We start from the raw sequence: 23,847 nt of genomic DNA on the forward strand, positions 1-23,847 counted from the left end.
ATCAGTCATCAGAACGCAGGTCAGCCATAGCCGCTGCGATCATGGCGCGCGCATCCTGTCCGTGGATGGCTTGATCCTTGAGCCGGTGGAATGCCTTGTCGTACAACGCGATTTCGCTGGGCTGGGTGATCGTCAGCTCAGCGGAGATGGTCTCGACCTGCACCATGCGGGTGTCGAACATGATGAAGTTGTTGGTGGGCGCAGTGTAGGTGTGCGCCGACGGGACGATCCCCAGCACGACGCGAGGTAGAGACATCGCCGTGAGCAATCGGTCCATCTGTTCGAGCATCGTGTCTGCGGTGCCAACGCGGGTGTGGAGAACTTGTTCCGCCAGCATGAAGTAGAAGCGGTGATTGCCTCGGTACAGGACTTGCTGACGTTCGAGGCGCGCGGAAAGGCTCGCGTCGATCTCGGTCTCCGGTTCGTCGCAGAAGTCGAGCACGGTCCGCAACAGAGCCTCAGCGTAGGGCGGCGTCTGCAACAAGCCTGGCACAAGGACGGGCTCATACCAGCGCATGAGGCTCGTTTTGGCCTCGGAGGCGATCGACTGTTTCTGCCTGTGCGGCAAGCGCATCCGTCGCCATTCGAGGTAGGCGGTTTCGACGTTGCGCAGGTTGGCGATGAGGTCGGGCACTTGATCCGCGGTGCGGGTGTGGATGCACCAGACGCGCACGTCATCGTCTGTCGGCACCTGCCTGCCGTACTCGATCTTCGAGACCTTGGAAGGGGGCCAACCGGCAAGCTCGGAGAGTTGCCTACCGGTCAGCCCTGCATCCTTGCGGAGGTTGCGCAGGCGCTCACCGAACGCCTCGCGGGCCTCTTTCGCGGTAGTCGTCACGCCTTGACGTATTCAGCGTGGGGGACTGCCTTGTCCCACACCCGACTCCACACCGCCCGTGCGTGTTCGACTATCACCGGGTCGTGGCTTATGCCCCATCCGACGTAGCGCCCTGACGGCTCGAAGACGGTGAACGCGAGCGCTCGGTTATCGAGGAGCCAAAAGTCATCCGTAGTCAGGTCGGATGGGTCGATCAGGTGTCGGGGCAGGTACCGGATTTCCTCGCCTACAGCGATGTTCTGTTCTGAGACAACGAGGCCCCACCGGGTGTAGTCAGTGTGCGGCTCGGTGACGACGCGGGCACGTCGAACCTCTCGGCCCGTGCTCGTGACCTCACGAATCAGATTCCACCAGTCCGTGCCCCATGCGTAGTCGTCGGGCTCGCCGGCCAAAAACTTGCCGAACGGCTCGGCTTCCTCCGGCGTCTCGTACGTGTCGAGCACTTCGAGGTGGTAGGCGCTGTGCTCGCAGGATCGGAGAAGGTCGTTGATTTCCTCACCTTGGAGTAGCTGCATGAATCCAAATCTCCTGTCCTACGGGAACCTCGATGCTGGTCTCGTGGTCCGGGGTGTTCATCTGTGCCAACGCCTCAACGTCCGTCACCGGAGTACCCGTCAGGATGAACGTGCCACGTCCGGTGTCCTCCAACGGTGTGCCGACGCTGGTTCCTGGGCGGGTGTGGGCAAGTAGCCGATGCGGGATCTCCACGCGGTCATCGTGCCCCTTGACCTTCCAGCTCTGAACGACGTACGTACCTCGGTTCGTGGCGAAGAGCGTTGGGCTTCCACCGTTCTGGGTGTTCTTACCGAGGAACGTTAGGCGCAAGGGTTGATCTTCTGTTGTGGCGTTTCGTGTGATTTCTTCCATGCGTTAATCGTCAGATACCCGGAGAAACCAGTCAACAGAAATCGTACCAGCGAGAAATCTAGAGAAATATCGTTCAGATTTTCGCAGTCAGGTTCTTAGGTTCATCTGCAATGGGCCGGGTGAGCTTGACGTTTGGTCGTTCACCCGGCTCAGAGCCAATCTGCGCGACATGAGGAGTCCTGACCATGAAGGACGAACTGACCAGACGGGCTGAACGCCGGTCGATGCGCATTGGTCGCTCGGCTGACGGATACGTGCTGGCAAGCCCGTTCCGGGTGCTGGTCATCGGCTCGTTGGCTGACATCGACGCATGGCTGACTGCGGCGGAGAGCCATGATCGCAACCGCAAACCCATAGTGCCGCAAGGCCGTAGCTCTGACCTCTGAGTCATCATGGTCGTAGCCGCCTTCAGTGTCGCCGTAGTCGCGGCGTTCGCGCTCGGCTTTATGCTGGGCCGCCATCGCTCCACACCCCGCCAACCGGGACGGCACAGCTTCGCCTACTTCGAAATGGCCTCTGAGGCGACGATGGAGCTCCCGGTCGTCACCGATGCGCGACGCATGACGCGATGACCTACCGTATCCGTCCCTGATTCGTCTCCAGAGCGACTGTGACGTACGCGCTCGAGTGATCGTATGGTCGACGTTCGCCAGCGCTGCACGGACGCGCCGAGGGCGGATGCGCTGGTAGGGGCTAGCCCTATAGGCTGCACCGTTGTACCGCAATGCCCAGGTATCAGCCCCGTTAGGAGCTCCGTATGTCGAATCCGGTTCGGTATTTCGTCACCAACGGGCCGCTTGCCACCCAAGTGGATGAGGCGGATAAGCGCTACTTCCTGGAGGCCGCGAAGTTCGCGGGGACGGGCGTGATCCGGGTTGTCCTCCCCGACGGGGGTACTGAACTGGTGGCCGGTAGTCGCTACTTGGAAGCGGGCACCAGTATCCGCGCAGAGGTCGAGGATGGTCGTTTGAAGCTGATCTATCTGGGCGAAGTCCTCCGTGAGTATGACCGTTGGGTCGACTTCACCGATCCCCTACCTGAATCTGAGTTCCCCCCTAGGGGGTGACGTTGCGCGCGGTAGGGCATCCACCACAAAGCCCCGGCACATGGCCAGGGCTGAGAGGTCAAACGATCGTTACTCGGCGTCGGGTGTGGGTTCCTCGGTCGCCTGCTTCGCGGCTTCGGCTTTGGCGACCTTCGCGGCCTCGCGATCCTTGGCCCACTTGGAGAATCGCGTCTTCATCGGGCCGACGTCCTTCGTGATGAACGAGTAGCGCGACCCGGCGCCCACGGCTTCGTAGTCGGTCGATGCACGCAGGAACACGCGCAGTGTCTTCGGGTCGGTGCCCAGCGCTTCGGCGACCTGCTTGGTGGTGAGCTTCTCGGTGGTGGTCTTCTTCGCGGGGGCGGTCATCGTGATCTCCTTCGTCGGGGGCGTCCTGGGTGACGCGCAGCAGAACGTTAAGACGAACGAGCGCCGAGTCCATAAGAGTTGCCTATCACCGCACTTCAGCGCCCTGGCCTCGCGACTATGACGGCCGGTGTGGATGTGTGTCGTGTGCGTGCACTGTGTCGTCTGCGATGCGTGTCGACGTCACGGTGCGAACGTTGACGCCAGGGTGCGAAAAGGTGCGCTCACCTGCGCAGGAGCGATACAGCATCGCGTACCGCGTTGACACGAACGAGCGCTACTTGGATTTCTCGTAATGAAAAGGTCAGGGGTTCGATTCCCCTAGGCGGCTCCAAGGTCGACGGCCCTTTCTGGTGAATCCCGGGGAGGGCCGCTGTGGTTTCTGAAAACCGCAGCCCTGGTCGGCCCTGTTTGCCAGGATCCGGGCCGGGCTGACCGAGGTTCTGTCGTTGCGTTCGGTGCTGGCGATCGCTCGCCATCGCGGTGGCGGCGGTGCTCCGGCCGTTGATGCCTGGCAACCGCCGGGACCCGGTGAGCTGAGCGTGGTCGGCGCTGTGTCCCGAGTCATGTCCCCTTCGTCTATACGGCGCCGCATAAATGGCGATACGGTTGCTCTTGTACGCACGCGTATAGATTTGGAGGGGTCGGACATGGTGGTACCTGCGGGTAGTCGGATGATCGCGTGGGCAGGGGGCATTCTCGCCGTCGTCGGTGCCGGGCATCTGCTTCTCGGCCTGGTCTTCAGCGTCGACTATTTCGACGAGTGGCTGACCTTCCAGCTGTGGGGTCGCTGGTTGGAAGACACTCCTGAGGTCAATGGATTCTGGGGTGTGCCAGGAGGTTTCGGCCTGCCGCTGGCGATTGTCGGGGCGCTCGTGCTGTGGATGAATAGCAACGGCATCGTCCCGCCCGCCTTCTTGGCGTGGACGGTGCTCGCCTGGGGAGCTGTATGCGCGATCATCGTCGAGCCGACCCCGGCGCCACTGCTGGTGGTCGCCGCCCTGTTGCTGTTGCGCGGGATACGCAGTGCTGCAAGCGAGGCCGAGGTGGCGGTGTCCTGACAGGTGTGCCGCCGACGTGAGAGGGCCGCTGGCACATCGCGTGTCAGCGGCCCTCCGGTGCCGTCTCCTGTCAGGAGGTGCGGACCAAGGTGGCCTTGGACAGTTCGACGGCCGCGTCGAACTGCCGCTCGATCTCCTCGTTCGGCTGGTAGGTCAGCAGGCTGACGACCACCGCGACAAGCACATTCGCGAGGAAGCCCGGCACGATCTCGTACATGGTGACCCCGTAGATCTGCGGGCCGATCTCCGACCACAGCACGACCACCACCGCGCCGGTGACCATGCCCGCGAGCGCACCCCAGTTGGTGATCTTGCGCCAGAACAGGCACAGCAGCACGGCAGGGCCGAAGGACGCGCCGAATCCGGCCCAGGCGAAGGCGACCAGGTCCAGGATCGTTCCGCTCGGGTTGATCGCGAGCAGGCCCGCGATGAGCGCGACGGCCAGCACGCATCCGCGCCCGAGCAGCAGGAGGGTGCGGTCGGCGGTCGGGCGGCCCAGGATCTTGTACAGGTCCTCGACGAAAGCCGATGAGCTGACCAGCAATTGGCTCGACACGGTGCTCATGATGGCCGCGAGCACCGCCGCGAACACGAAGCCGACGATCAGCGGCGGCAGCAGCAGTTGTGACATGGCAAGGACGACGTTCTCCGGATTGTCGAGGGTGTTGTCGGTGCTCTGGAAGTACGCGATGCCGACAAGGCCGCAGCTCACGGCGCCGATCAGCGACAGCACCATCCAGGTCATGCCGACCCGGCGTGCCGATTTCGCCGAGGCGGCGCCGCGCATCGCCATGAAACGCACGATGATGTGTGGCTGCCCGAAGTAGCCGAGGCCCCAGGCGGCGGCCGAGATGATGCCGACGATCGTCGCGGCGGTGAGCGAACCACCCGCCAGCCAGGACAGCCGGTTCGGGTCGACCTCGCGGATCGCCGCGGCGGTGTCGTCGAGCCCGCCAACGGCGAAGATCGCGACGACGGGAACGGTGAGCAGCGCGAGCATCATCATCACGCCCTGCACGACGTCGGTCAGCGAGGCGCCGAGGAAGCCGCCGATCAGGGTGTAGGACAACGTCACCGCGCCGACGATCAGCAGTCCGGTGAGGTAGGAGGTGCCGAACGCCTGCTTGAAGAATTCGCCACCGGCGACCATCATCGCCGACACGTAGAACGTGAAGAAGACCAGCACGATAACGCCGGAGGCGACCCGTAGCATACGGGAATTGTCGTGCAGCCGGTTTTCGAAGAAACTCGGAATTGTGATCGAATTGTTCGCGACTTCGGTATAGGCGCGCAGTCGTGGTGCAACGAATTTCCAATTCAGGTAGGCGCCGACCGTCAGGCCGATGGCGATCCAGGCTTCGATGAGGCCCGCCGCGTAGATCGCGCCGGGCAGGCCCATGATCAGCCAGCCCGACATATCTGAAGCTCCGGCACTCAAAGCCGCTGCCCAGGAGGGCAACTGGCGGCCTGCCAGCATGTATCCCTCGTGGTCGGTCGTCTTGCGGTAGGCGTAGTAGCCGATGGCGATCATCACCACGAAATAAATGGCAAGCGCGCTGATCTGTAAGCTTCGGTCGGACATCGTGACCTCTATGTTCGATGGTGATCGGCCGATGTCGCGAAACTCGGACGAGCTCGCAAGATATCGGTGATTCGGTGTTTTATACCGTAACTCGAGTCGGCGGTGCGCGCGGGCTTGTTGCGCGCGATTTCGGTGGGTCGCGGGGCAGGTGGAATTTCGTACCTGTGCGGTGTTCCGAATCGGTGGGCGGTCACCGAAACCGCTTGTTCGCGGAGGAAGGTGAGCGCTTCGACGCGGGCGGCCGACACGACGGGTCCGGCGTACACCGCCAGGGTGGGCGCGCCGTTCGTCGCCTCGACGACCTCGCTGGCGGCAGCCCCGATCAGCCGGACCCGGCCGCCGTCGACGGCCAGTTCCGCGACCCGGTTGCGCCAGCTCGCCACCGCCTCCCGCGTGACCGTCACGTCGAGTTCGGCCAGGTAGTCACCGACCGCGGTAGGCAGCGGATCGGCCGTACTGACGAGCATCGGAGCTCCGGCTCGCGCACCGAGCGCGGCGACGCGTAGCAGCTCGGCCACGCGAGTCCCCTCGTACCGAATGGTCACCGGCACCGGGTGATAGCGCAGCACGTTGTGTTCGCAGCTCAGCCCGGTGGCGTCGCGGGCGGCGCCGAATTCCGCGCGCCAGGCGGTGATGTCGGTGCCGACGGCGCCGGCGATCCAGTCCAGGTCGGCGGCGGGCAGCTCCGCGTCGCGGGCCGCGCGCAGGACGCGCGCGCCGACGGCGTCGGTCGGGGTGGCGGGTTCGACGGGCACATCGCTCCAGCTGCCGAAGCCGAGCAGATAGTTCGGGCCGCCCGCCTTGGCGCCGTTGCCGACCGACGACTTCTTCCAGCCGCCGAACGGCTGCCGCTGCACGATGGCGCCGGTGATCCCGCGATTGACGTAGAGATTGCCCGCCTGCACCGTGCGCAGCCAGGTCTGGATCTCGGTCTCGTCGAGCGAGTGCAGCCCGGAGGTGAGGCCGTAGTCGATCTGGTTGACCAGCTCGACGGCATCGTCGAGCGACTTCGCGGTCATGATGCCGAGCACCGGGCCGAAGTATTCGGTCAGGTGATACTCCGAACCGGGACGGACGCCCGCCCGCACGCCAGGCCGCCACAGCGCGCCGGTGTCGTCGAGGGGACGCGGTGTCACGATCCAGCGTTCGCCGGGGCCGAGGGTGGTCAGGGCCGAACGCAGTTTGCCCTCCGCCGGACCGATCAGCGGCCCGACCTGGGCGCCGGGTTCCCATGGCGCCCCCACGTGCAGCGAGGTCACCGCGTCGACGAGCTGTCGGCGGAACCGTGGCGACTCGGCGACCGAGCCGACCAGGATCACCAGCGAGGCCGCCGAACACTTCTGGCCCGCGTGCCCGAACGCCGAGTTCACGACATCGCGGACCGCGAGGTCGAGATCGGCGCTCGGGGTCACGATGATCGCGTTCTTGCCGCTGGTCTCGGCGAGCAGCGGCAGATCGGGTCGCATGGAACGGAACAGCTGCGCGGTCTCGAACGCGCCGGTGAGCACGACTCGCTCCACCGCGGGGTGGGCGATGAGATCGGCGCCGAGCTTGTTCTCGTCGAGCTGCACGAACTGCAGTACCTCGCGGGGGACACCGGCTTCCCACAGCGCCTCCACCATCACCGCGGCGCTGCGGCGCGACGGGTCGGCGGGCTTGATCACCACGGGGGAGCCCGCGGCGAGGGCCGCCAGGGTGGAACCGGCCGGGATGGCGACGGGGAAGTTCCACGGCGGCGTCACCACGGTGAGCCGGACGGGGGTGAATCGCGCGCCGTCGACCGCGTGGAGCTCGCGGCCCGCTTCGGCGTAATAGTGCGCGAAGTCGATGGCCTCGCTCACCTCGGGATCGCCCTGTTCGGCGACCTTGCCGCATTCGGAGCCCATCACCTCGAGCAGGTCGGCCCGCCGCTGCTGCAGTACCTCGCCCGCGCGGTGCAGGATCTCGGCCCGCTGATCCGGTCCGAGCTCGCGCCAGCGCCCGCCGGCGTCGAGCGCGGTGGCCATGATGTCGTCGAGCTGCTCGGAGGTGGTGATCTCGGCGGCCGCGACGGTGTGCGCGCCGAGGGTGCTCTCGCGCATCCTGGATCGGATCTCGCTGCCCCACTGCCGGTTCGCCGGGGTGGACAGGTCGGTGTCGGGGGTGTTGACGAAGGTCGTGGTCGGCGCGACGGCGGGTGGTTCGATGCGGTTCTGCACGCGGTTCGGAGCGGGCGCCTCGGCCGGGATCGAGCGCACCGCGGCGAGGAAGCGCTGCCGTTCGCGTTCGAAAAGCTCATGGTCGCTGTCCAATTCGAAGACGGCCGACATGAAGTTCTCCTGGGAGGCGCCTTCCTCGAGCCGCCGGATCAGGTAGGCGATGGCGACGTCGAATTCGCGTGGATGCACCACCGGGGTGTAGAGCAGCAGCGAGCCGATGTCCTTGCGCACTGCGGCGGCCTGGGCGGTGGCCATGCCGAGCAGCATCTCGATATCGACGTGCTCGGTGCAGCCGCGGCGCTGGGCGAGCAGCCAGGCCAGCGCGATGTCGAACAGGTTGTGGCCCGCGACGCCGATCCGCACGGCGCGGGTGTGCTCGGGGCGAAGGGCGTAGTCGAGGACCGCCTTGTAGGAGGCGTCGGACTCCTGCTTGCTGCCCCAGACCGCGAGCGGCCAGCCGTGGACCTCGGCGTCGACCCGCTCCATCGGCAGGTTGGCGCCCTTCACCACGCGGACCTTGATCGGCGCACCACCCCGCTCCACCCGCGCGCTCGCCCACTCCTGCAGCCGGACCATCACCGCGAAGGCGTCGGGCAGGTAGGCCTGCAGCACGATGCCTGCCTCCAGATCGGTGAACTCGGGGCGTTCCAGCAGGGTCGTGAAGACCGCGATGGTCAGGTCGAGGTCCTTGTACTCCTCCATGTCGAGGTTGATGAACTTCGGTCCGTCCGGCGCCGTTTTGGCCTGCCGGTAGAGCGGGGCGAGCGCGTCGACCGCGTCGGCGACGGCCTGCTCGAAGGCCCACGGACTGTGCGGGGCGACAGTGGAGGAGACCTTGATCGAGACGTAGTCGACGTCGTCGCGGGCCAGCAGACGCCGGGTGCCCTCGACGCGGCGCGCGGCCTCTTCCCGACCGAGAATGGCCTCGCCGAGCAGGTTGAGGTTCAGCCGGGCGTTCGGCTGCGCCCGGCGGATCCGCCGCAGCGCGCGGCCGACCCTGCGGTCGGAGGCGTCGACGATCAGGTGCCGCACCATCTGGCGCAGGCAGGCGCGCGCGATCGGGACGACGATCCGCGGCGCGACGAGCCCCGCCACCGCGCCGAGCCAGATCGCCGCGCGCAGCGGCAACGGCAGGAACTTGGGAATGATCGGGACCAGGGTCCACAGGTGCCTGGCGGCGATGCGGGCGTCTTCGGGGCGGATCACCCCGTCGATGAACCCGACGGTGAACGCCAGTCCGTTCGGGTCACGCAGTACCCCCGCGAGCCGTTTCGCCGCCGGGTCGACCGGCTCGTCCCGGCTGGCGTCGAGCCACTGGCGCACGCGGGCGACGGCATCGCCGATCAGTGCGTCATCGATATCGGTCGCAGCGTTTCCCGATGCGTTCATGGCCGCGGTCCTTCCTGCTCACACGTCGTTTTCCGGTCGGCTGTCCCGATAGTGTTCCACCTCACATAGTTAATGAAAATCAACAAATACCGAACGATATGATTCGGTAGATCCGAAAGGTTGATATGTGGGACATTCATCGACTCCGCCTGCTGCACGAGCTCGACCTGCGCGGCACCATCACCGCCGTGGCCCAGACGCTCAACTTCAGTCCGTCGAGCGTTTCCCAGCAGCTCGCGAAGCTCTCCGACGAGATCGGCGTACCGCTGCTGGAACCCGACGGTCGTCGCCTGCGCCTGACCCCGCAGGGCAAGCGGATCGCGCGGTACGCGGCGCAGGTCATCGAGCTGGAGGAGGCGGTCCGCAGTGAGCTGTCCGCCGGCAAGCCGATCGCGGAGACCGTCCGCATCGCCACGCTGGAGACGGCGGGCCGGGCGCTGCTGCCACGGGCGCTGACCCGCCTCCAGGCCACGAATCCGAACCTGCGGATCGAGGCCGCCGTCGTCCCGCCGGAGACCGGCCTGTCCGAACTGGAAGCGCGCAGTTTCGATTTGGCGTTCGCCGAGCAGTACCCCGGCTATCCGCGCGCGCACCGTGACCAGCTCGACCGGGTCGTGCTCGGCACCGACACGATCCGCCTCGCGGTCGCCGAACACAGCGGCCTCACCGAGCTCGCCGCGACGAGCGACCGCGGCTGGGTGCTCGAGCCCGCGGGAACGGCGTCACGGCACTGGGCGATCCAGCAGTGCAGGGCCGCGGGATTCGAGCCCGATATCCGCTTCGACTCGGCCGATCTGGAGATTCACATCCACCTGATCCGCGCGGGCCACGCCGTTGGTCTGCTGCCGGACCTGGTGTGGTCGGGCAACACCGCGGGCATCCGGCTGATCGATCTACCAGGGCCCGCCTACCGGGAACTGTTCACCTCGGTACGCCGCGCGACGGTCGCCAGACCCGCCATCGTCGCCGTCCGCTCCGCTTTCGCCGCGGCGCTGGCCGACATCCGCCCGCCGGGCTAGCTTCCTGGCGCTCAACGGTGGAACTGGAGCTCGTCGGCGTGCTCAGGGGAGGTCGGAGAGGCGGACCTGGTTGGCGACGGCGGTGACGTGGAGGCCGTCGGTGGTGGGGGTGATGGCGGTGAGGCGGGCGCCGAGGGGGAGTTGGCGTAGGGGGACGACGAAGGTCAGGGTCTGGCGCAGGACGGCGAGGGGGATCGTCGGTCCGCCCGCCGCGGGCTGGACCGAGACCGGGGTGACTTCGATGCCGCCTTCCGTCGGCGCGACGGTGACGAACACCGTTGCGGGGACGGAGATTCCGGCGACCGGGAAGGTGCCGGTCGCGCGCAGGCCCTCGGGGCTGTGGGAGATCGATTCGACGCCGGCCGGCGCGAAACCGCGCACCACGTCGTAGGGGACGACGGCGGTCGCGGTCGCGGTGTCGGCGATCAGGTTCTCGCCGCGGCCACCGAGCGCGTCCGACACGGCCGCGGTGACGTCGGTCAATGCCACGTCGAGGTCGCGGACGGTGATGTCTTCGCTGTGCCAGTCGCCGACCGCGATGTCGATTTCGGGGTAGGTGCCCGCTACGGCCTTGGTCAGGAACGGGATGCCCATGATCGTGACCTCGGGTCGCTGTGGGAGGCCGTACTCGGCCGCGACCTGCCTGCCGATCTCGTTCTGTACCAGGGTGACCGCGACCCGGTCGCCGACGACCAGTGCGATCGCCCCGACGACGAGCAGTATCAGCGCGGTGCGCATGCGTTCCCTCCCTCGGCCATCCCACCATCATGCTCGGTATCGACCGCGAACGCCGGAGACCCACGGCGCCGCTCGCGCTGTACCGGGCATGAGAAAGGAGATGGCCCCGACTTCGAGTCGGGGCCATCTCCTCGTGTTGCTCCCCGGCCGATCGCCGTTGACCGGGTCGGGGAGAACCGGCTCGGGTCAGCGGGCGGCGACGTTGCGGCGGGTGGCCCGAGAGTAGGTGGCCGACCGCAGCACTCGACGCAGGATCGCGTCGAAGGCGTCGGTGTCCTCGATATTGCCGAGGTGGCCGTGCGGCAGGACATGCACGTCGGCCAGGTGGCCGGTGCGGCGCAGGATGTCGACGATCGGGCGGGACATGCGCTGCGGGAGCAGCCGGTCCTTGGCGCCGGCGACCACGGTGGTGGGGACGGTCAGATTGGCTGTGCCTTCCGACAGGTCCATATCGGCCATGGCGGCGGCGTGGCGGCCACGTGCCAGCGGACGGCAGGAGCGGATGATGCCGATCGCGAAGTCGATCTCCTCCGCGGTGGCGTCCGGGGTGAGGATGCGGTAGCGGAACATCTGCTCGGTGAACCAGCCGCCGGGGATCGGCAGCGGCGCGAACAGCAGCGATTCGCTGACCGGCTGGGGCATCCGCACCGGAGCGCCCATCAGGGTCACCGGGTGATCGGCGACGGTGAGCTGCTTGTTGAGTACCGGCAGCATGTCGGTTTCCCAGCGGATCTCGCCGTTGGCGGTGTTGGCGAGCAGCACCGCGGCAGCCCGCTCGGTGACCTGCTCGGGGTGGTGCTTGGCCCATGCCTGGATGGTGAGGCCGCCCATGCTGTGGCCGGCGAGCACGGCCCGCTCGCCCGGACGCAGCGTCGCGTCGAGGACGGCGGCGAGATCGCTCGCGAGGGTGTGCTCGCTGGGCGCGGCGGTGCCCAGGGTCGACTCGCCGTGGCCGCGCTGGTCGTAGGCGACCACACGGTACTCGTCGGTGAAGGCGTTGAGCTGCGGGTTCCAGTATTCGATGCTGCACGCCCAGCCGTGGATGAGAACGAGGGTGGGGGCGGTGTCGGGCCCGTAGACGTGGACCCGGAGGTCGGCACCGTCGGTGGTGGTCACCGGCACGACCGTGGGTGCGGTGGCGGGGGCGTTGAGTTTCGCGGTCTGGTATCCGCGGCTCCGCAATCCGGCCCGGAACTGGGCGGACAGGCCACCGAGCGTCATCATCGACTTCGCAAGCATGTCGGCACTCCTTTGTGTCGTAGGCCACCGTACAGTGCGAGCTGGGGTGCTTGCTAGTGTTAGCGGGTCACAGTGTCCCATTTGTTGTCATCTGGGTCACACGACGCGCCGACACCCGGAAATCGCCCGCGGGCGCCGGAAAATTACAGGCATCGCGCTGGTGTCACCGAACCGCCGCCGCTACCGTGGGGAACGTGGACAGCACGCCCGTCATGGCCGAGAACATCAGCACGGAACCCGCCCTTCCGGCCTGGCGCAGGCTGGCGCCGCCACTGCTCGTCGCCGGACTCGGGGTCGGCACCATGGCGCTGCTGCACTTCCGCGACCCGCACGTCGAGGGTTCCTACGGGCTGTGCCCGGTGTATGAGCTGTTCGGGGTGTACTGCCCCGGCTGCGGCGGCATGCGGGCGATGCACAACCTCACCGACGGTCGCGTCCTGGACTCGCTGCACAGCAACATCATGGTGGTGCCGCTCGTGCTGGCGTTCGCGGTGTTCATCGTCGACTGGGTGCTGCGCGCGCGGCGCGGGCAGAGCTGGCGGCTACCCGGCCTGAGCGCGGTGACGGTGTGGTCGATCCTCGGCGTGCTCGCCGTGTACTCGGTGTTGCGCAACACGCCGTGGGGAACCTGGCTCACCCCGGTCTGATACTGGTGCCCGCGCGAGTCAGCGGGCAACCTGGAGGTATGCGCGATTCACTGAAGGATCGAGTTCGCCAGAAGCTGTTGCGCCAGTTGGCCGAGGACGGCCCAGACCCCGAGCGCGACGACAGCCGCGGCATCTCGGTGGCCGACGACCTGGAGGCGCTGGAGATGGTGCCCTCCGACGATCCGCTGGTCGAGGAACTGGCCCAGCGCTACCTCGTGTTCTGAGGCGCTACCCGCCCAGCGGCGGGAGCGTCGGCAGCGGCTTGGTGCCGAGCCAGAGCGCGAACAGCGGGCGCAGCGGGCTCACGCTGTAATGGCCTGCCAGATCCACGAATTCCTCGGTGGTCACCGAGGCGTGCCGGTAGCGCGCGGTCCACTCCAGGATGAGCTCGAAGAACAGGTGGTCGCGCAGCTCCAGCCGCAACGCGTGCAGGGTGAGGGCGCCGCGTTTGTAGACGCGGTCGTCGAACATGTCCTTCGGGCCAGGGTCGCCGACGACGATGTCCTGGGGCTGGCGCGCCAGGTTGGTGCGCGCGGCTCTGGCCAGCTGATCGGCGGTCGGGCCGCCTGCGGCTTCCGACCAGATCCATTCGGCGTAGCAGGCGAAGCCCTCGTGCAGCCAGATATCGCGCCAGTGCTTCAGCGTCAGGCTGTTGCCGAACCACTGATGTGCCAGCTCATGCGCGACCAGCCGTTCCGAACCGCGTTTGCCGTCACAGTGATTGGCGCCGAACACCGAGATGCCCTGCGCCTCGATCGGGATGTCGAGCTCGTCGTCGGTGACGACCACGGTGTAGTTCTCGAACGGGTACGGCCCGAACTTCTCGGTGAACAACGCCATCATGGCGGGCTGTCGGGCGAAGTCGTGGTCGAAGTTCGCGCGCAGCCGCGGCGGGACGACGGCCTGCATGGGCACCGGCTCGCCTGGCGTGCCGATCCGGTACTTGCGGTAGTGGCCGATCTGGATGGTCGCCAGGTAGCTGGCCATCGGTTCGGGCTGCTCGTACACCCAGGTGGTCTGGCTGGCCTTGGCCTGTTTGCGCACCAGGGTGCCGTTGGCGACCGCGTAGAACGGGCTGTCGGTGGTGATCGAGATCCGATAGGACGCTTTGGAACTCGGGTGGTCGTCACACGGGAACCAGGACGCGGCGCCGTTGGGCTGACTCGCCACCAGTGCGCCCTCGGTGAGCTCCTCCCAGCCGACCTCACCCCACGGCCCGCGCACCGGCTTGGGCGTGCCCGCGTACTGGACGGTGATCTCCAGTACCCCGCCCGCGGGGATCTTCTGCTGCGGGGTCACCGACAGCTTGCCGTGCTGGTGGCTGAACTTGGCGGCCTTGGACCCGTTGACGAACACCTTCGACACCGTCAGCGCCTGCGACAGATCCAGCGAGAACCAGGTGCGCACGGCGGTGGTGACCGCGATGATCACCGCCCGGCCCGCCAGCCGGTTGCTGGCGGGCTTGTAGCCGAGTTCGAGTTCGTAGCGGGAGACGCGGTAGCCGCGGTTGCCGTTCTGGGGCAGGTAGTCGTCGATGGGCTCTTCGTAGAACTTGCGCCGCATCAGGCGGCTCCGCGCTGCCTCGACTCCGACGTCGAGACGGTGCCGGTCCACGGTGCGATGGGGTTGCCCCACCAGCGGGTCGACGGGGGAACCACGTCACCACGCATGACCAGCGACGCAGGGCCGATGGTCGCGCCGGCGCCGATGTGCGCGGCGGGCAGGGCCACACAGTGCGGGCCGAGGGTAGCGCCCGCGTCCAGGGTCACCGAGTCCATGGACATGATGCGGTCGTGGAACAGATGGGTCTGCACCACACAGCCGCGTTCCACGGTCGCGCCGTCACCGAGTGTCACCAGGTCTGCCTCCGGTAGCCAGTAGGACTCGCACCATACCCCACGGCCGATCTTGGCGCCGAGTCCGCGAAGCCACAGGTTCATCACCGGAGTACCCGTGGCGGCGCGGGCGAACCACGGCGCGGCGACGGTCTCGACGAACGCGTCGGAGACCTCGTTGCGCCACACGAACGAACTCCACAGCGGATGCTCCACGGCGCGAATCCGGCCGACCAGCAACCACTTCGCGGCCACCGCGACGGCACCGGCCACCGCGCCCGCCGCCATCAGCACCGGGCCCGACAGCAGCGCGGCGACCAGATAGTCACTGTGCTGGGCGATCAGCGCCAGCGTGAACAACACGCCGAGACCGATGGCGAAGGTCACCATCACCGGGATCAACCGGCAGGTCTCCACGAACGCCCGTGCCAGCTTGAGCCGCACCGGCGGATCGAAAGTGCGCGAAGTATCGGTGGTTTCGGTGGCGCGGCGCAGCCGCACCGGCGGGCTGCCCAGCCAGGACGAGCCTGCCTTGGCCTTGGTCGGCGCGGCCGAGAGCACCGCGACCAGGCCGTTCTTCGGTACCCGGCGGCCGGGCGCGGTCATCCCGGAATTGCCGAGGAAGGCGCGCTTGCCGACCTTGGCCTCGCCGATCCGCAGCCAGCCGCCGCCGAGTTCATAGCTGGCGATCATGGTGTCGTCGGCGAGGAAGGCGCCGTCGGCGACCACGGTGAACTTGGGCAGCAGCAGCACCGTCGAGGCCTCGACGTTCTTGCCGATCCTCGCGCCGAGCAGCCGCAGCCACAGCGGGGTCAGCAGGCTGGCGTAGAGCGGGAACAGGAAGGTGCGCGCGGAATCGAGCAGCCGTTCGGTGGCCCACACCTGCCAGCCGGTGCGGCTGCGCACCGGGTGGTAGCCCTCACGCAGGCCGATGCCGAGCAGCCGGACCGCGATCACCGTGGCGATGGCGTACACGCCGAGGCTGAGCAGGGTGGCCACCGGCAGGATGGCGAAGCCGCGCAACGCGGCGGCGCCGATGGAGGTCTGCTCGCGGACCCACCACGCGATGAAGGTGCCGCCGACGGCGAGCCCGAGCACCGGCATCGCGGCCAGCGCCATCGAGGAAAGGCCGAACACGATCAGCCAGTGCCTGGCGCGATCCGGGGTGTGGTCGGGCCAGCGGTGGCTGGCCTTGCCCGCCTTGGTCGCGGGCGACCCGGCCCATTCCTGTTCGGCCTTCACCTTGCCGGACACGGCAGAGCCGGGCGCGATCTCGGCTTTCTTGCCGATCTTGGTGCCGGGCAGCAGGATCGAGCGGGCGCCGATCACCGCGCCGTCGCCGATGGTGATACCGCCGATGTGCACGACATCGCCGTCGACCCAGTAGCCGGACAGGTCGACTTCGGGTTCGACGCTGGCACCGTCGCCGAGTTCGAGCATGCCGGTCACCGGTGGCAGGGTGTGCAGGTCGACCCCCTTGCCGATCTTGGCGCCGAGCGCGCGGGCGAACGGCACCATCAGCGGTGCGCCGGAAAGGCTTTCGGCGCCGCTGGCCTCCGAAAGGCGCACCGCCGCCCACAGCCGCAGGTGGACCAGCGAACCGCGCGGGTAGCTGCCGGGGCGCAGCCCGGCGAGCAGTACGCGCGAACCGGCGACGCACAGCGTCATCCGGCCCAGCGGCGAGATGAACAGTACGAAGGCCAGCGCGATCCACCACCAGGACAGCCGGGGCAGCCACGGCAGTGAGCCGGACCAGCCGGCGATGGCCGACACCACGGCCAGCCAGGTCACCCACTGCAGGCCGGTGAGGGTGGTGAGCGGAATGGTGGCCAATATCTGGATGAGCTGCGCGCGCAGCGGCGTCGGCGTGACGACACGCGCGTCGACGGCGGCCACCGGCGCGCTGCCGTCGAGCAGTTCCACCAGCGAACCGAGCCGCGGGTGGTCGTACAGATCGGCGACCGTGACGTGCGGATACCGCTCGCGCAGCGCGCCGACCAGCTGCGCCGCCGACAGCGAACCGCCACCGAGGTCGAAGAAGTCGGCGTTCAGGTCGGTCGCCTCGGCGCCGAGAATGGCGTCCCACAGCCCGGCCACCCAGGCCGCGGTGCCACCGAGCCCGGACTCGGCCTGCTCGTCGGTGCTCGGCAGCGGCCACGGCAGGGCATTGCGGTCGACCTTGCCCGAGGTGCGGGTGGGCAGATCGGGGACGACGGCCAGGCGCGGCACCAGCGGGGCGGGCAGCTGTTCGGCCAGGATCTGTCTCGCCTTCTTCACATCGAAGTCGGGTCCGGCGCCGGTCAGGTAGCCGACCAGGATCTTGTTGCCCGCCTTGGTCGTCCTGATCGCGGCGGCCGCGCCGCTCACTCCGGGCAGGTGCTGGAGGGCGTTGTCGATCTCGCCGAGTTCGATGCGCCTGCCGCCGATCTTGATCTGGTCGTCGGCGCGGCCGAGGAAGATCAGGCCGTCGCGATCGTTGCGCACCAGATCGCCGCTGCGGTAGGCGCGCTCCCAGCCGAGGGAGGGCAGCGGAGCGTACTTCTCGGAGTCCTTGGCCGGATCGAGGTAGCGGGCGAGGCCGACGCCACCGATGACGAGTTCGCCGGTCTCCCCTTCCGGTACCGGATTGCCCTGCGGGTCGACCACGGTCAGATCCCAGCCGTCCAGCGGCAGACCGATGCGGATCGGCATGGTGCCGTCGAGCAGCGCGGCACACGCCACCACGGTCGCCTCGGTGGGGCCGTAGGTGTTCCAGACCTCGCGGTCGCCACCGGCCAGCCGCTCGGCCAGTTCGGGTGGCACCGCCTCGCCGCCGAAGATCAGCAGCCGCACCGATTCCAGCGCCTCGGCGGGCCAGGTCGCGGCCAGCGTCGGCACGGTGGAGACGATGCTGATCTCGCGGCGCATCAGCCATGGGCCGAGGTCGGCGCCGGTGCGCACCAGGTCGCGCGGGGCGGGCACCAGACAGGCGCCGTGGCGCCAGGCCAGCCACATCTCCTCGCAGGAGGCGTCGAAGGCCACCGAGAGTCCGGCGAGCACGCGGTCGCCGGGGCCGATCGGGGCACCCTGCAGGAACAGCCCGGCTTCGGCGTCGACGAAGGCCGCCGCGTTGCGGTGGGTGACGGCGACACCCTTCGGGGTGCCGGTCGAGCCGGAGGTGAAGATGATCCAGGCGTCGTCGGCGGGGGTGGGCAGGGTGTTCCAGTCCGAGGCGGGCGAGCGGCCCGCGGCGGCGGTCGCCGACTCGATCCCGTCGGCGGTGGCCAGCGCGCTCACCCTGGCCTCGCCGAAGACCAATCGGGCGCGTTCGGCCGGGTCGTCGGCGTCGACGGGCACATAGGCGGCGCCGCAGTAGAGGACGGCCAGGATCGTCACGTACAGCGCGGCGCTGCCGGAGGGCATCCGCACGCCGACCCGGTCGCCGGGGCGAACGCCCGCTGCGGTCAGCTCGGTCATCCTGGCCTCGATCGCGGTGATCAGCTCCAGGTAGGTGAGCACGACCGTGCCGTCGTCGATGGCGGGCGCGTCGGGGTGGGCGAGGGCGGTGCTGGTCAGGATGTCGACCAGGGTGCGCGCAGGCGCGGCCAGGTCGGCGCGCAGCAGCGGGTTGCGTAACCGGCTCGCCGGGTCCTCAGTGCGTGGCTCGAGCATCGTGCTCAGTCCACCTCTCATCGGTCGACCCCCATCGGTCTCGTCAGTTTTTTCACGGTTGGGTTACCGGAGGGCAAACGGGATGGTCACCGGATGCCAACGGTACTCGGGAGTTGCGCGGCCGGACGGCAGCGCGGGCGTGCCGCCCGGCGGTGTTCACGCGGGTGGTTCACCGAGTGCGGTGAGGGTGAGCCGGTGCAGCTGGCGCTGTTCGTCGGCGTCGAGGCGGTCGAGCACCCGCGCGGTGGCCTCGCTGATCAAACGGTCGGTGCGCTTGCATTGTTTGCGCCCGGCATCGGTGATCCGCAGCCGGTATTTGCGGCGATCCTTGCCGTCGCGCGTGCGTTCGACCAGGCCGGCGCGTTCCAGCGCGTCGATCAGCCGAACCACTTCGCTGCGGTCGATACCGAGCGCGTCCCCGACCTTCTTCTGGGTGAGATCGGCGTTCTCGGCGATGAAGGTGAGCACCCAGTGATCGCGCAGTGGGGCGTCGATCTCGGCGTGCAGTGCCTTGGTGAGCCGTCCGAGCGCGTACACCGGGTAGCGCGGCAGGCCGCGCGCGGAGTTCGGGTTCGTGGACATGGCGGCCACTCTAACAAATAGTGGGGGAACTCAATCATTTGGGTCGTCCACGGTGGGGTAGCTCGATCGTTGAAACATATGCTGATCAGGGGCAACCTGCGGGCAAGCGACGTCTCGGATCGGCGCGCCGGGCTGATGGTGTTGCGCGCGCACGGATTTCGGCCGCTCGGCAGATATCGGTGCGTCGGCGCCGATCCGGCGCGCCGGTCGGGTGGTTGACAGCGTCGCCGCTCGTCTGCCACTCTCGTCGGCAGGTCACGAGTACCAGCGTCAAGCCCCGGCTAGCTGGTCGGCAACCCTCCTCCGCGGTGGGGTGCTCCGGGTGACGACCTGGCCGCCGTCCGCAGTGGGCGCGGCAAGCGCGGACTCGCTGTTTTTCGGAATCGAGTCCATGAGCCGACGGGATTTCGTGATGACCGCAGTAATCGACCCCACCTGCGCCCTGGCCACCGTGTCCGGCGCCGACCTGCTCGTTCCGCTCGTGCAGGGCGGTTCCAGTGGTTACGCCAACTTCGACCTCGCGGCGAGCGCACCCGCGTTGACGCAGGTCACCGACCGTATTTCGCAACTGCTGCCCTACTACGCGAGCGTGCATCGCGGCGCGGGCTATGCCTCGCGGATCTCCACCGAGTGCTATGAGGCCTCGCGCGGCGCCGTCGCCCGGTTCCTCGACGCGGGCGACGACCAGGTGGTCGTGTTCACCCGCAACACCACCGACGCGCTGAACCTGCTGGCCGGGTGCGTGCCGGGGGAGACGGTGGTGCTCGATATCGAGCACCACGCGAACTTCCTGCCGTGGACCGCGCGCGGGCGCAGGGTGGTGCGGGCCGCCGGCACCGTCGAGGAGACGATTCGCGCGGTGATCGGCGAACTATGCAGTAAGCCAACGGCTTTGCTCGCGGTGACCGGTGCGTCCAACGTCACCGGGGAGGTGCTGCCGCTGGCGCGGTTGGCCACCATCGCCCACCAGTGCGGTGCGCGGATCCTGGTCGACGCGGCCCAGCTGGCGCCGCATCGCCGGATCTCGCTGCGCGAGAGCGGCATCGACTACCTGGCGTTCTCCGGGCACAAGCTGTACGCGCCGTTCGGGGCCGGGGTGCTGGTCGGCAGGCGGGACTGGCTCGACGCGGCCGAGCCGTATCTGGCCGGCGGTGGCGCTGTGCGCGAAGTCGGGACCGCGCGGGTGGACTGGGCCGCGGCACCGCAGCGACACGAGGCGGGCTCGCCGAACGTGCTCGGCGCCGCCGCCATCGCCGCCGCCTGCGACGCGCTCGCCGCCATCGACGCCACCGAACTCGTCGCGCACGAACGTTTCCTGGCCGACCGGCTGCGCGACGGTCTCGCGGCCGTCCCCGGCGTCGACCTGGTCCGCATCTGGTCCGACAGCCCGGACACGGTCGGCATCGTCTGCTTCACCGTCGCCGGGTACGCCCCCGGCCAGGTGGCCGCCTACCTTTCCGCCGAACACGCCATCGGCGTCCGCGACGGCCGCTTCTGCGCCCACCCCCTGTTGTCGCGCCTCGGCCTCGACGCCGCCCTGCGCGCCAGCATCGGTCTCGGCACCACCGTCGCCGACGTGGATCGCCTCGTCACCGCCATCGCCACCCTCGTCGACCACGGCCCCACCTGGACCTACGCCGCCACCGACGGCCACTGGAACCCGGTCCCGGAAACCCGCCCCCTCACCCCCGACTCCCGCGCGGGCGCGGCCCCCTGCCTCCTCGGCTGAGCCGTTCGCCGACGCGGCCACCCACCGGCCGCGTCGGCCATGAGCAATGGGTAACAGCCCCTCGGCAGGTCCCGATGAACGGCCCAAGGAACGCTCGAACCCGAGGGGATTCAGTGACTCGACCGATTCAGCCGCCCGATCCGTGGGCCCGTCCGCCCAGGCCACAGGACAAGAAGCGTCGCTGGCCGTTGATCGCCGGAGTCGGCGTCGCCGGATTCCTAGGGCTGGCTGCGATCGGCAATCTCGCCGACGACGGATCGTCGCCCGCGGCCGCGGTCACATCGACCGCGCAGACCACCGAGTCGCCGACTCCTGTCAGCACTTCCGCGGCTACTTCGGCCGTGGCGCCCGGCATCGCGACGATCGTGCCGACCACAACCGTCGAGCCGCCGGTGACCACCGCCGCGCCGACAACCACCGCCCAGGTCACACCGCCGGTTATCGTTCCCGGTCCGGCCGCTTCGGTGCCGCCGCCTCGAGCGCCAGGCGTCGCGGCCGTCCCCGAACCGGAAGCGCCTGTCGCGCCGAGCGCCTACTACCGGAGCTGCGCGGCCGCACGAGCGGCTGGGGTCGCCCCGCTCTACCGGGGTGATCCCGGCTATCGGTCCGGGCTCGACCGCGACAACGACGGTGTCGCCTGCGAGTAGGTAGGCCTCAGGCGTCGGGATCGAGCAGCCCGTGCGCTTCGAACCGGCCCTCTCGCGCGTCTCGCACCGATTGGAGCAACCGTTCGCCGCCGTGGGTGGCGAGGACGAATTCGGTCGTGTCCATCGACCGCATCGAATCGGCGGGATCAACCTGCTGTGACGTCGTGTCCGGGCGCTCGCTCAGGCATTCGGTCCGTTCAGGTGTCGAGGGCGGTGGGGCGGTGGTATCTGCCGTTGTAGTAGAGCAGCGGGGCGGCCGACGGGGATTCCTGGGTTTCGTCGTGGACGCGGGTGACCAGGCCGACGGCGAGGGTGTGGTCGCCGATGTCGATGAGCTGGTGCAGGGTGGTGCGCAGCCAGATGGGGGTGCCGTGCAGGACGGGTTCGCCGGTGTCGAGGGTGGTCCACAAAGATCGGTCGGTGAACCGGTCGGCGGCGGTACGGGAGAAGCGGTGGGCCAGGTGGTGCTGGTGTTCGCCGAGGAAGTGGATCACCACCGAGCCCGCGGTGCGCAGGGCGTCGATGCTCGACGAGGTGTGGGCGATATTGAACGACACCAGCGGCGGTTCCAGCGAAAGCGAGGCGAACGAGGTGGCGGTGAAGCCGACGGGCCCGCTCTCGGCCCCGATGGTGACCACCGTGACCCCGGCCGGATAGTGCCGCATCGAGGCACGATACTGCTCGGCGGTGATCCCGCTCAGATCGTCGGGAATCACGAAGCCGGTCTCGGAAGGTTGAACATCGCCCACCCCGCCAACCTACGCTGTGGTGCTGAAGCGCTGCACCGCCTCACCGCCGCAGTTGATGCGTGATGCGTTACGCATGGAATCATGCGCACGACACTGGACATCGACCCGCGCGTGCTCGCCATGGCGCGGGCACGCGTCAATGCGGGGCAGAACAAGAGTCTTGGTGAAGCTGTATCGGCCCTGCCTTCGGGCGTGCGGTCGAGGGTGTCGGGCGATCAATCGACCTGGATCGGTAAACCCGCGGTGATGCGGACGAGTTCGCGGAAGTTGGTGCGGAACACCGTGTTCGGGTGGCCGCCCGCGGCCCAGACCTCGGGGTGTTCGGAGAGGGCGGTGTCGACCCAGGTGGGCAGGTTGGTCGGGTGGCCGACGGGGGCGGTGCCGTGGATGGGCTGGCCGGTGACCCGCTCGGCCAGGTCGGCGGGGGCGGGGCGCAGGGTGCCTTCCAGGCGTTTGCCGGTGCGCACCAGGTCGACGGTGTGATGGTCGGCGACCAGTAGCAGCACCGGATCGTCGTCGAGCAGGAAGACCTGGGAGGTGGTGATGGCCGTCGGGTGGGCGCCCATGGCTCGGGCGGCATCGGCCGCGGTGGACGCGGGTGTCTCGGGCGAGACGATGACGCCGTGATGCCCGCGGGCGATGAGCGTGTCGGCGACGCGGCATGCGACCGCCGGTAGAGACGACCTGCGCATGAAATCCAGGGTAGGTGGATTGCGGGAAAGATGCCGGGGGAGTGGAATTTTGGCCGCGCGGGTAGGGGGAACGTACGCAGCTGGCCCAGCGCCAATAGACTCGTCGCATGACTGATTGGCAGGCTTTTACCGTCGAGATCGCCGACCACGTCGCCCAGGTCACGCTGACCGGGCCGGGTAAGGGCAACGCGATGGGACCCGATTTCTGGCGCGAGCTGCCGGAGATCTTCCGCGAGCTCGACGCCGACGCGCAGGTGCGGGCGGTCGTACTCACCGGCGCGGGCAAGCATTTCTCCTTCGGGCTCGACCTGGCGGCCATGGGCGGCATGCTCGCGCCGGTGCTCGCCGACGACGCCAAGGCGGCGCCGCGCACCGAGTTCCTCAAGGTGGTTCGCGGTATGCAGGATTCGGTGACCGCGGTCGCCGAGTGCACCAAGCCGGTGATCGCGGCAGTCTCCGGCTGGTGCATCGGCGGCGGCCTCGACCTGATCGCGGCCGCCGATATCCGCCTGGCCAGCGCGGACGCCAAGTTCAGCCTGCGCGAGGCGAAGGTCGCGATCGTCGCCGACATCGGCTCGCTGCAGCGCCTGCCCGGCATCATCGGCGAGGGCAACCTGCGCGAGCTGGCCTTCACCGCCAAGGACATCGACGCGGCGCGCGCCGAGCGGATCGGCCTGGTCAACGAGGTGTTCGACGATCAGGACGCGGTGGTCGCCGCCGCGCACGCGATGGCTCGCGAGATCGCCGACAACCCGCCGCTGGTGGTGCAGGGCATCAAGGACGTGCTCGAGCACCGCACCGCGCCCGCGGTGGCCGACGGCCTGCGTTACGTCTCGACGTGGAACGCGGCGTTCCTGCCGTCGAAGGATCTCACCGAGGCCATCACGGCGGTGTTCCAGAAGCGTGCCCCGGAGTTCAAGGGCGAGTAAAGCCCGTTCAAACGGTTGCCCCGGCGACCGTTCCGCCTACATAC

22 protein-coding genes and 1 riboswitch are annotated in these 23,847 nt (G+C 68.3%); of the genes, 9 read left to right on the forward strand and 13 right to left on the reverse strand.

The features are described from left to right. Window position 1 precedes the first annotated feature (1 nt). Genes ACFOW8_RS05055 through ACFOW8_RS05065 form a run of 3 tightly spaced genes read right to left on the reverse strand, consistent with a single transcriptional unit; the run spans window position 2 to window position 1,705 of the window. Window positions 2-838, reverse strand: a complete 837-nt coding sequence (locus ACFOW8_RS05055; RefSeq protein WP_378546115.1) for a helix-turn-helix domain-containing protein — start codon at window positions 836-838, stop codon at window positions 2-4. Then, a complete protein-coding gene (locus ACFOW8_RS05060; protein ID WP_378546118.1) occupies window positions 835-1,353 on the reverse strand; it encodes a DUF6879 family protein in 519 nt (172 codons plus the stop codon). Before ACFOW8_RS05060 ends, ACFOW8_RS05055 begins: the two co-directional genes overlap by 4 nt. After that, window positions 1,334-1,705, reverse strand: coding sequence for a hypothetical protein (locus tag ACFOW8_RS05065; RefSeq protein WP_378546121.1), 372 nt, complete (start codon window positions 1,703-1,705; stop codon window positions 1,334-1,336). Before ACFOW8_RS05065 ends, ACFOW8_RS05060 begins: the two co-directional genes overlap by 20 nt. A gap of 185 nt (window positions 1,706-1,890) precedes the next feature. Between ACFOW8_RS05065 and ACFOW8_RS05070 the strand changes: the two genes are divergently transcribed. Continuing rightward, the gene (locus ACFOW8_RS05070; RefSeq protein WP_378546124.1) at window positions 1,891-2,091 is read left to right on the forward strand and encodes a hypothetical protein; all 201 of its coding nucleotides are present in this window, start codon (window positions 1,891-1,893) and stop codon (window positions 2,089-2,091) included. Between the two features lie 371 nt (window positions 2,092-2,462). Then, the gene (locus ACFOW8_RS05075; RefSeq protein ID WP_378546127.1) at window positions 2,463-2,771 is read left to right on the forward strand and encodes a hypothetical protein; all 309 of its coding nucleotides are present in this window, start codon (window positions 2,463-2,465) and stop codon (window positions 2,769-2,771) included. Between the two features lie 69 nt (window positions 2,772-2,840). Here the strand turns inward: ACFOW8_RS05075 and ACFOW8_RS05080 are convergent, their stop codons facing one another. After that, complete coding sequence (locus ACFOW8_RS05080; protein WP_378546130.1) at window positions 2,841-3,119, reverse strand: hypothetical protein; 279 nt, start codon at window positions 3,117-3,119, stop codon at window positions 2,841-2,843. 647 nt (window positions 3,120-3,766) lie between these two features. Between ACFOW8_RS05080 and ACFOW8_RS05085 the strand changes: the two genes are divergently transcribed. Then, window positions 3,767-4,177 (forward strand): DUF6463 family protein, encoded by a 411-nt coding sequence (locus ACFOW8_RS05085; RefSeq protein WP_378546133.1) that lies wholly within the window; start codon window positions 3,767-3,769, stop codon window positions 4,175-4,177. Between the two features lie 70 nt (window positions 4,178-4,247). Here the strand turns inward: ACFOW8_RS05085 and putP are convergent, their stop codons facing one another. Both putP and ACFOW8_RS05095 read right to left on the reverse strand, forming a co-directional pair. Next, window positions 4,248-5,759, reverse strand: a complete 1,512-nt coding sequence (putP, locus tag ACFOW8_RS05090; RefSeq protein WP_378546136.1) for a sodium/proline symporter PutP — start codon at window positions 5,757-5,759, stop codon at window positions 4,248-4,250. An 8-nt stretch (window positions 5,760-5,767) separates the two neighbouring features. After that, the gene (locus tag ACFOW8_RS05095; protein WP_378546139.1) at window positions 5,768-9,346 is read right to left on the reverse strand and encodes a proline dehydrogenase family protein; all 3,579 of its coding nucleotides are present in this window, start codon (window positions 9,344-9,346) and stop codon (window positions 5,768-5,770) included. Window positions 9,347-9,471: 125 nt separating this feature from the next. On the opposite strand from ACFOW8_RS05095, the gene ACFOW8_RS05100 reads away from it, so the two are divergent. Next, on the forward strand, window positions 9,472-10,365 hold the full coding sequence (locus tag ACFOW8_RS05100) for a LysR family transcriptional regulator (RefSeq protein WP_378546142.1): 894 nt from the start codon (window positions 9,472-9,474) through the stop codon (window positions 10,363-10,365). 42 nt (window positions 10,366-10,407) lie between these two features. Here the strand turns inward: ACFOW8_RS05100 and ACFOW8_RS05105 are convergent, their stop codons facing one another. Both ACFOW8_RS05105 and ACFOW8_RS05110 read right to left on the reverse strand, forming a co-directional pair. Then, window positions 10,408-11,103: an LmeA family phospholipid-binding protein gene (locus tag ACFOW8_RS05105; protein ID WP_378546145.1), complete on the reverse strand. Its 696-nt coding sequence runs from the start codon at window positions 11,101-11,103 to the stop codon at window positions 10,408-10,410. A 186-nt stretch (window positions 11,104-11,289) separates the two neighbouring features. Beyond that, entirely contained in the window at window positions 11,290-12,342 is a 1,053-nt protein-coding gene (locus tag ACFOW8_RS05110; protein ID WP_378546148.1) for an alpha/beta fold hydrolase, read from the reverse strand. Window positions 12,343-12,536: 194 nt separating this feature from the next. Here ACFOW8_RS05110 and ACFOW8_RS05115 point away from each other — a divergent pair, with 194 nt between their 5' ends. Further along, complete coding sequence (locus tag ACFOW8_RS05115) at window positions 12,537-12,989, forward strand: DUF2752 domain-containing protein (protein WP_378546151.1); 453 nt, start codon at window positions 12,537-12,539, stop codon at window positions 12,987-12,989. 38 nt (window positions 12,990-13,027) lie between these two features. Then, the gene (locus ACFOW8_RS05120) at window positions 13,028-13,213 is read left to right on the forward strand and encodes a hypothetical protein (RefSeq protein ID WP_378546154.1); all 186 of its coding nucleotides are present in this window, start codon (window positions 13,028-13,030) and stop codon (window positions 13,211-13,213) included. Window positions 13,214-13,217: 4 nt separating this feature from the next. On the opposite strand, the gene ACFOW8_RS05125 is transcribed toward ACFOW8_RS05120, so the two are convergent. From ACFOW8_RS05125 to ACFOW8_RS05135, 3 genes are all read right to left on the reverse strand, one after another. Beyond that, window positions 13,218-14,552: a M1 family metallopeptidase gene (locus tag ACFOW8_RS05125; protein WP_378546157.1), complete on the reverse strand. Its 1,335-nt coding sequence runs from the start codon at window positions 14,550-14,552 to the stop codon at window positions 13,218-13,220. Then, window positions 14,552-18,475, reverse strand: a complete 3,924-nt coding sequence (locus ACFOW8_RS05130) for a Pls/PosA family non-ribosomal peptide synthetase (RefSeq protein WP_378548490.1) — start codon at window positions 18,473-18,475, stop codon at window positions 14,552-14,554. Before ACFOW8_RS05130 ends, ACFOW8_RS05125 begins: the two co-directional genes overlap by 1 nt. Window positions 18,476-18,631: 156 nt before the next feature. Continuing rightward, window positions 18,632-19,057 (reverse strand): MarR family winged helix-turn-helix transcriptional regulator, encoded by a 426-nt coding sequence (locus ACFOW8_RS05135; protein ID WP_378546160.1) that lies wholly within the window; start codon window positions 19,055-19,057, stop codon window positions 18,632-18,634. 253 nt (window positions 19,058-19,310) lie between these two features. Continuing rightward, window positions 19,311-19,425, forward strand: a riboswitch (SAM riboswitch). Between the two features lie 44 nt (window positions 19,426-19,469). Between ACFOW8_RS05135 and ACFOW8_RS05140 the strand changes: the two genes are divergently transcribed. Together ACFOW8_RS05140 and ACFOW8_RS05145 are read left to right on the forward strand one after the other, a co-directional pair. Further along, the gene (locus tag ACFOW8_RS05140) at window positions 19,470-20,786 is read left to right on the forward strand and encodes an aminotransferase class V-fold PLP-dependent enzyme (protein WP_378546163.1); all 1,317 of its coding nucleotides are present in this window, start codon (window positions 19,470-19,472) and stop codon (window positions 20,784-20,786) included. 113 nt (window positions 20,787-20,899) lie between these two features. After that, a complete protein-coding gene (locus ACFOW8_RS05145; RefSeq protein ID WP_378546166.1) occupies window positions 20,900-21,433 on the forward strand; it encodes an excalibur calcium-binding domain-containing protein in 534 nt (177 codons plus the stop codon). A gap of 197 nt (window positions 21,434-21,630) precedes the next feature. Here the strand turns inward: ACFOW8_RS05145 and ACFOW8_RS05150 are convergent, their stop codons facing one another. Both ACFOW8_RS05150 and ACFOW8_RS05155 read right to left on the reverse strand, forming a co-directional pair. Continuing rightward, on the reverse strand, window positions 21,631-22,098 hold the full coding sequence (locus tag ACFOW8_RS05150) for a flavin reductase family protein (RefSeq protein ID WP_378548493.1): 468 nt from the start codon (window positions 22,096-22,098) through the stop codon (window positions 21,631-21,633). Window positions 22,099-22,397: 299 nt separating this feature from the next. Continuing rightward, window positions 22,398-22,874: a YbaK/EbsC family protein gene (locus ACFOW8_RS05155; protein ID WP_378546169.1), complete on the reverse strand. Its 477-nt coding sequence runs from the start codon at window positions 22,872-22,874 to the stop codon at window positions 22,398-22,400. A 107-nt stretch (window positions 22,875-22,981) separates the two neighbouring features. Here ACFOW8_RS05155 and ACFOW8_RS05160 point away from each other — a divergent pair, with 107 nt between their 5' ends. Beyond that, window positions 22,982-23,803, forward strand: a complete 822-nt coding sequence (locus tag ACFOW8_RS05160; protein ID WP_378546172.1) for a crotonase/enoyl-CoA hydratase family protein — start codon at window positions 22,982-22,984, stop codon at window positions 23,801-23,803. The last annotated feature ends 44 nt before the right edge of the window (window positions 23,804-23,847 follow it).

The organism is Nocardia rhizosphaerae (genome assembly GCF_042650365.1).
GTDB lineage: Bacteria > Actinomycetota > Actinomycetes > Mycobacteriales > Mycobacteriaceae > Nocardia > Nocardia rhizosphaerae.

Bases quoted from the DNA above. Each gene is read 5' to 3' on its own strand.
- ACFOW8_RS05070 (WP_378546124.1), top strand. From the start codon at position 1,891: ATGAAGGACGAACTGACCAGACGGGCTGAACGCCGGTCGATGCGCATT.
- ACFOW8_RS05085 (WP_378546133.1), top strand. From the start codon at position 3,767: ATGGTGGTACCTGCGGGTAGTCGGATGATCGCGTGGGCAGGGGGCATT.
- ACFOW8_RS05105 (WP_378546145.1), bottom strand. From the start codon at position 11,103: ATGCGCACCGCGCTGATACTGCTCGTCGTCGGGGCGATCGCACTGGTC.
- ACFOW8_RS05160 (WP_378546172.1), top strand. From the start codon at position 22,982: ATGACTGATTGGCAGGCTTTTACCGTCGAGATCGCCGACCACGTCGCC.
- ACFOW8_RS05130 (WP_378548490.1), bottom strand. From the start codon at position 18,475: ATGCTCGAGCCACGCACTGAGGACCCGGCGAGCCGGTTACGCAACCCG.
- ACFOW8_RS05110 (WP_378546148.1), bottom strand. From the start codon at position 12,342: ATGCTTGCGAAGTCGATGATGACGCTCGGTGGCCTGTCCGCCCAGTTC.
- ACFOW8_RS05100 (WP_378546142.1), top strand. From the start codon at position 9,472: ATGTGGGACATTCATCGACTCCGCCTGCTGCACGAGCTCGACCTGCGC.
- ACFOW8_RS05065 (WP_378546121.1), bottom strand. From the start codon at position 1,705: ATGGAAGAAATCACACGAAACGCCACAACAGAAGATCAACCCTTGCGC.
- ACFOW8_RS05120 (WP_378546154.1), top strand. From the start codon at position 13,028: ATGCGCGATTCACTGAAGGATCGAGTTCGCCAGAAGCTGTTGCGCCAG.
- ACFOW8_RS05150 (WP_378548493.1), bottom strand. From the start codon at position 22,098: ATGCGGCACTATCCGGCCGGGGTCACGGTGGTCACCATCGGGGCCGAG.
- ACFOW8_RS05155 (WP_378546169.1), bottom strand. From the start codon at position 22,874: ATGCGCAGGTCGTCTCTACCGGCGGTCGCATGCCGCGTCGCCGACACG.
- ACFOW8_RS05075 (WP_378546127.1), top strand. From the start codon at position 2,463: ATGTCGAATCCGGTTCGGTATTTCGTCACCAACGGGCCGCTTGCCACC.
- ACFOW8_RS05060 (WP_378546118.1), bottom strand. From the start codon at position 1,353: ATGCAGCTACTCCAAGGTGAGGAAATCAACGACCTTCTCCGATCCTGC.
- putP (WP_378546136.1), bottom strand. From the start codon at position 5,759: ATGTCCGACCGAAGCTTACAGATCAGCGCGCTTGCCATTTATTTCGTG.
- ACFOW8_RS05095 (WP_378546139.1), bottom strand. From the start codon at position 9,346: ATGAACGCATCGGGAAACGCTGCGACCGATATCGATGACGCACTGATC.
- ACFOW8_RS05125 (WP_378546157.1), bottom strand. From the start codon at position 14,552: ATGCGGCGCAAGTTCTACGAAGAGCCCATCGACGACTACCTGCCCCAG.
- ACFOW8_RS05140 (WP_378546163.1), top strand. From the start codon at position 19,470: ATGACCGCAGTAATCGACCCCACCTGCGCCCTGGCCACCGTGTCCGGC.
- ACFOW8_RS05135 (WP_378546160.1), bottom strand. From the start codon at position 19,057: ATGTCCACGAACCCGAACTCCGCGCGCGGCCTGCCGCGCTACCCGGTG.
- ACFOW8_RS05080 (WP_378546130.1), bottom strand. From the start codon at position 3,119: ATGACCGCCCCCGCGAAGAAGACCACCACCGAGAAGCTCACCACCAAG.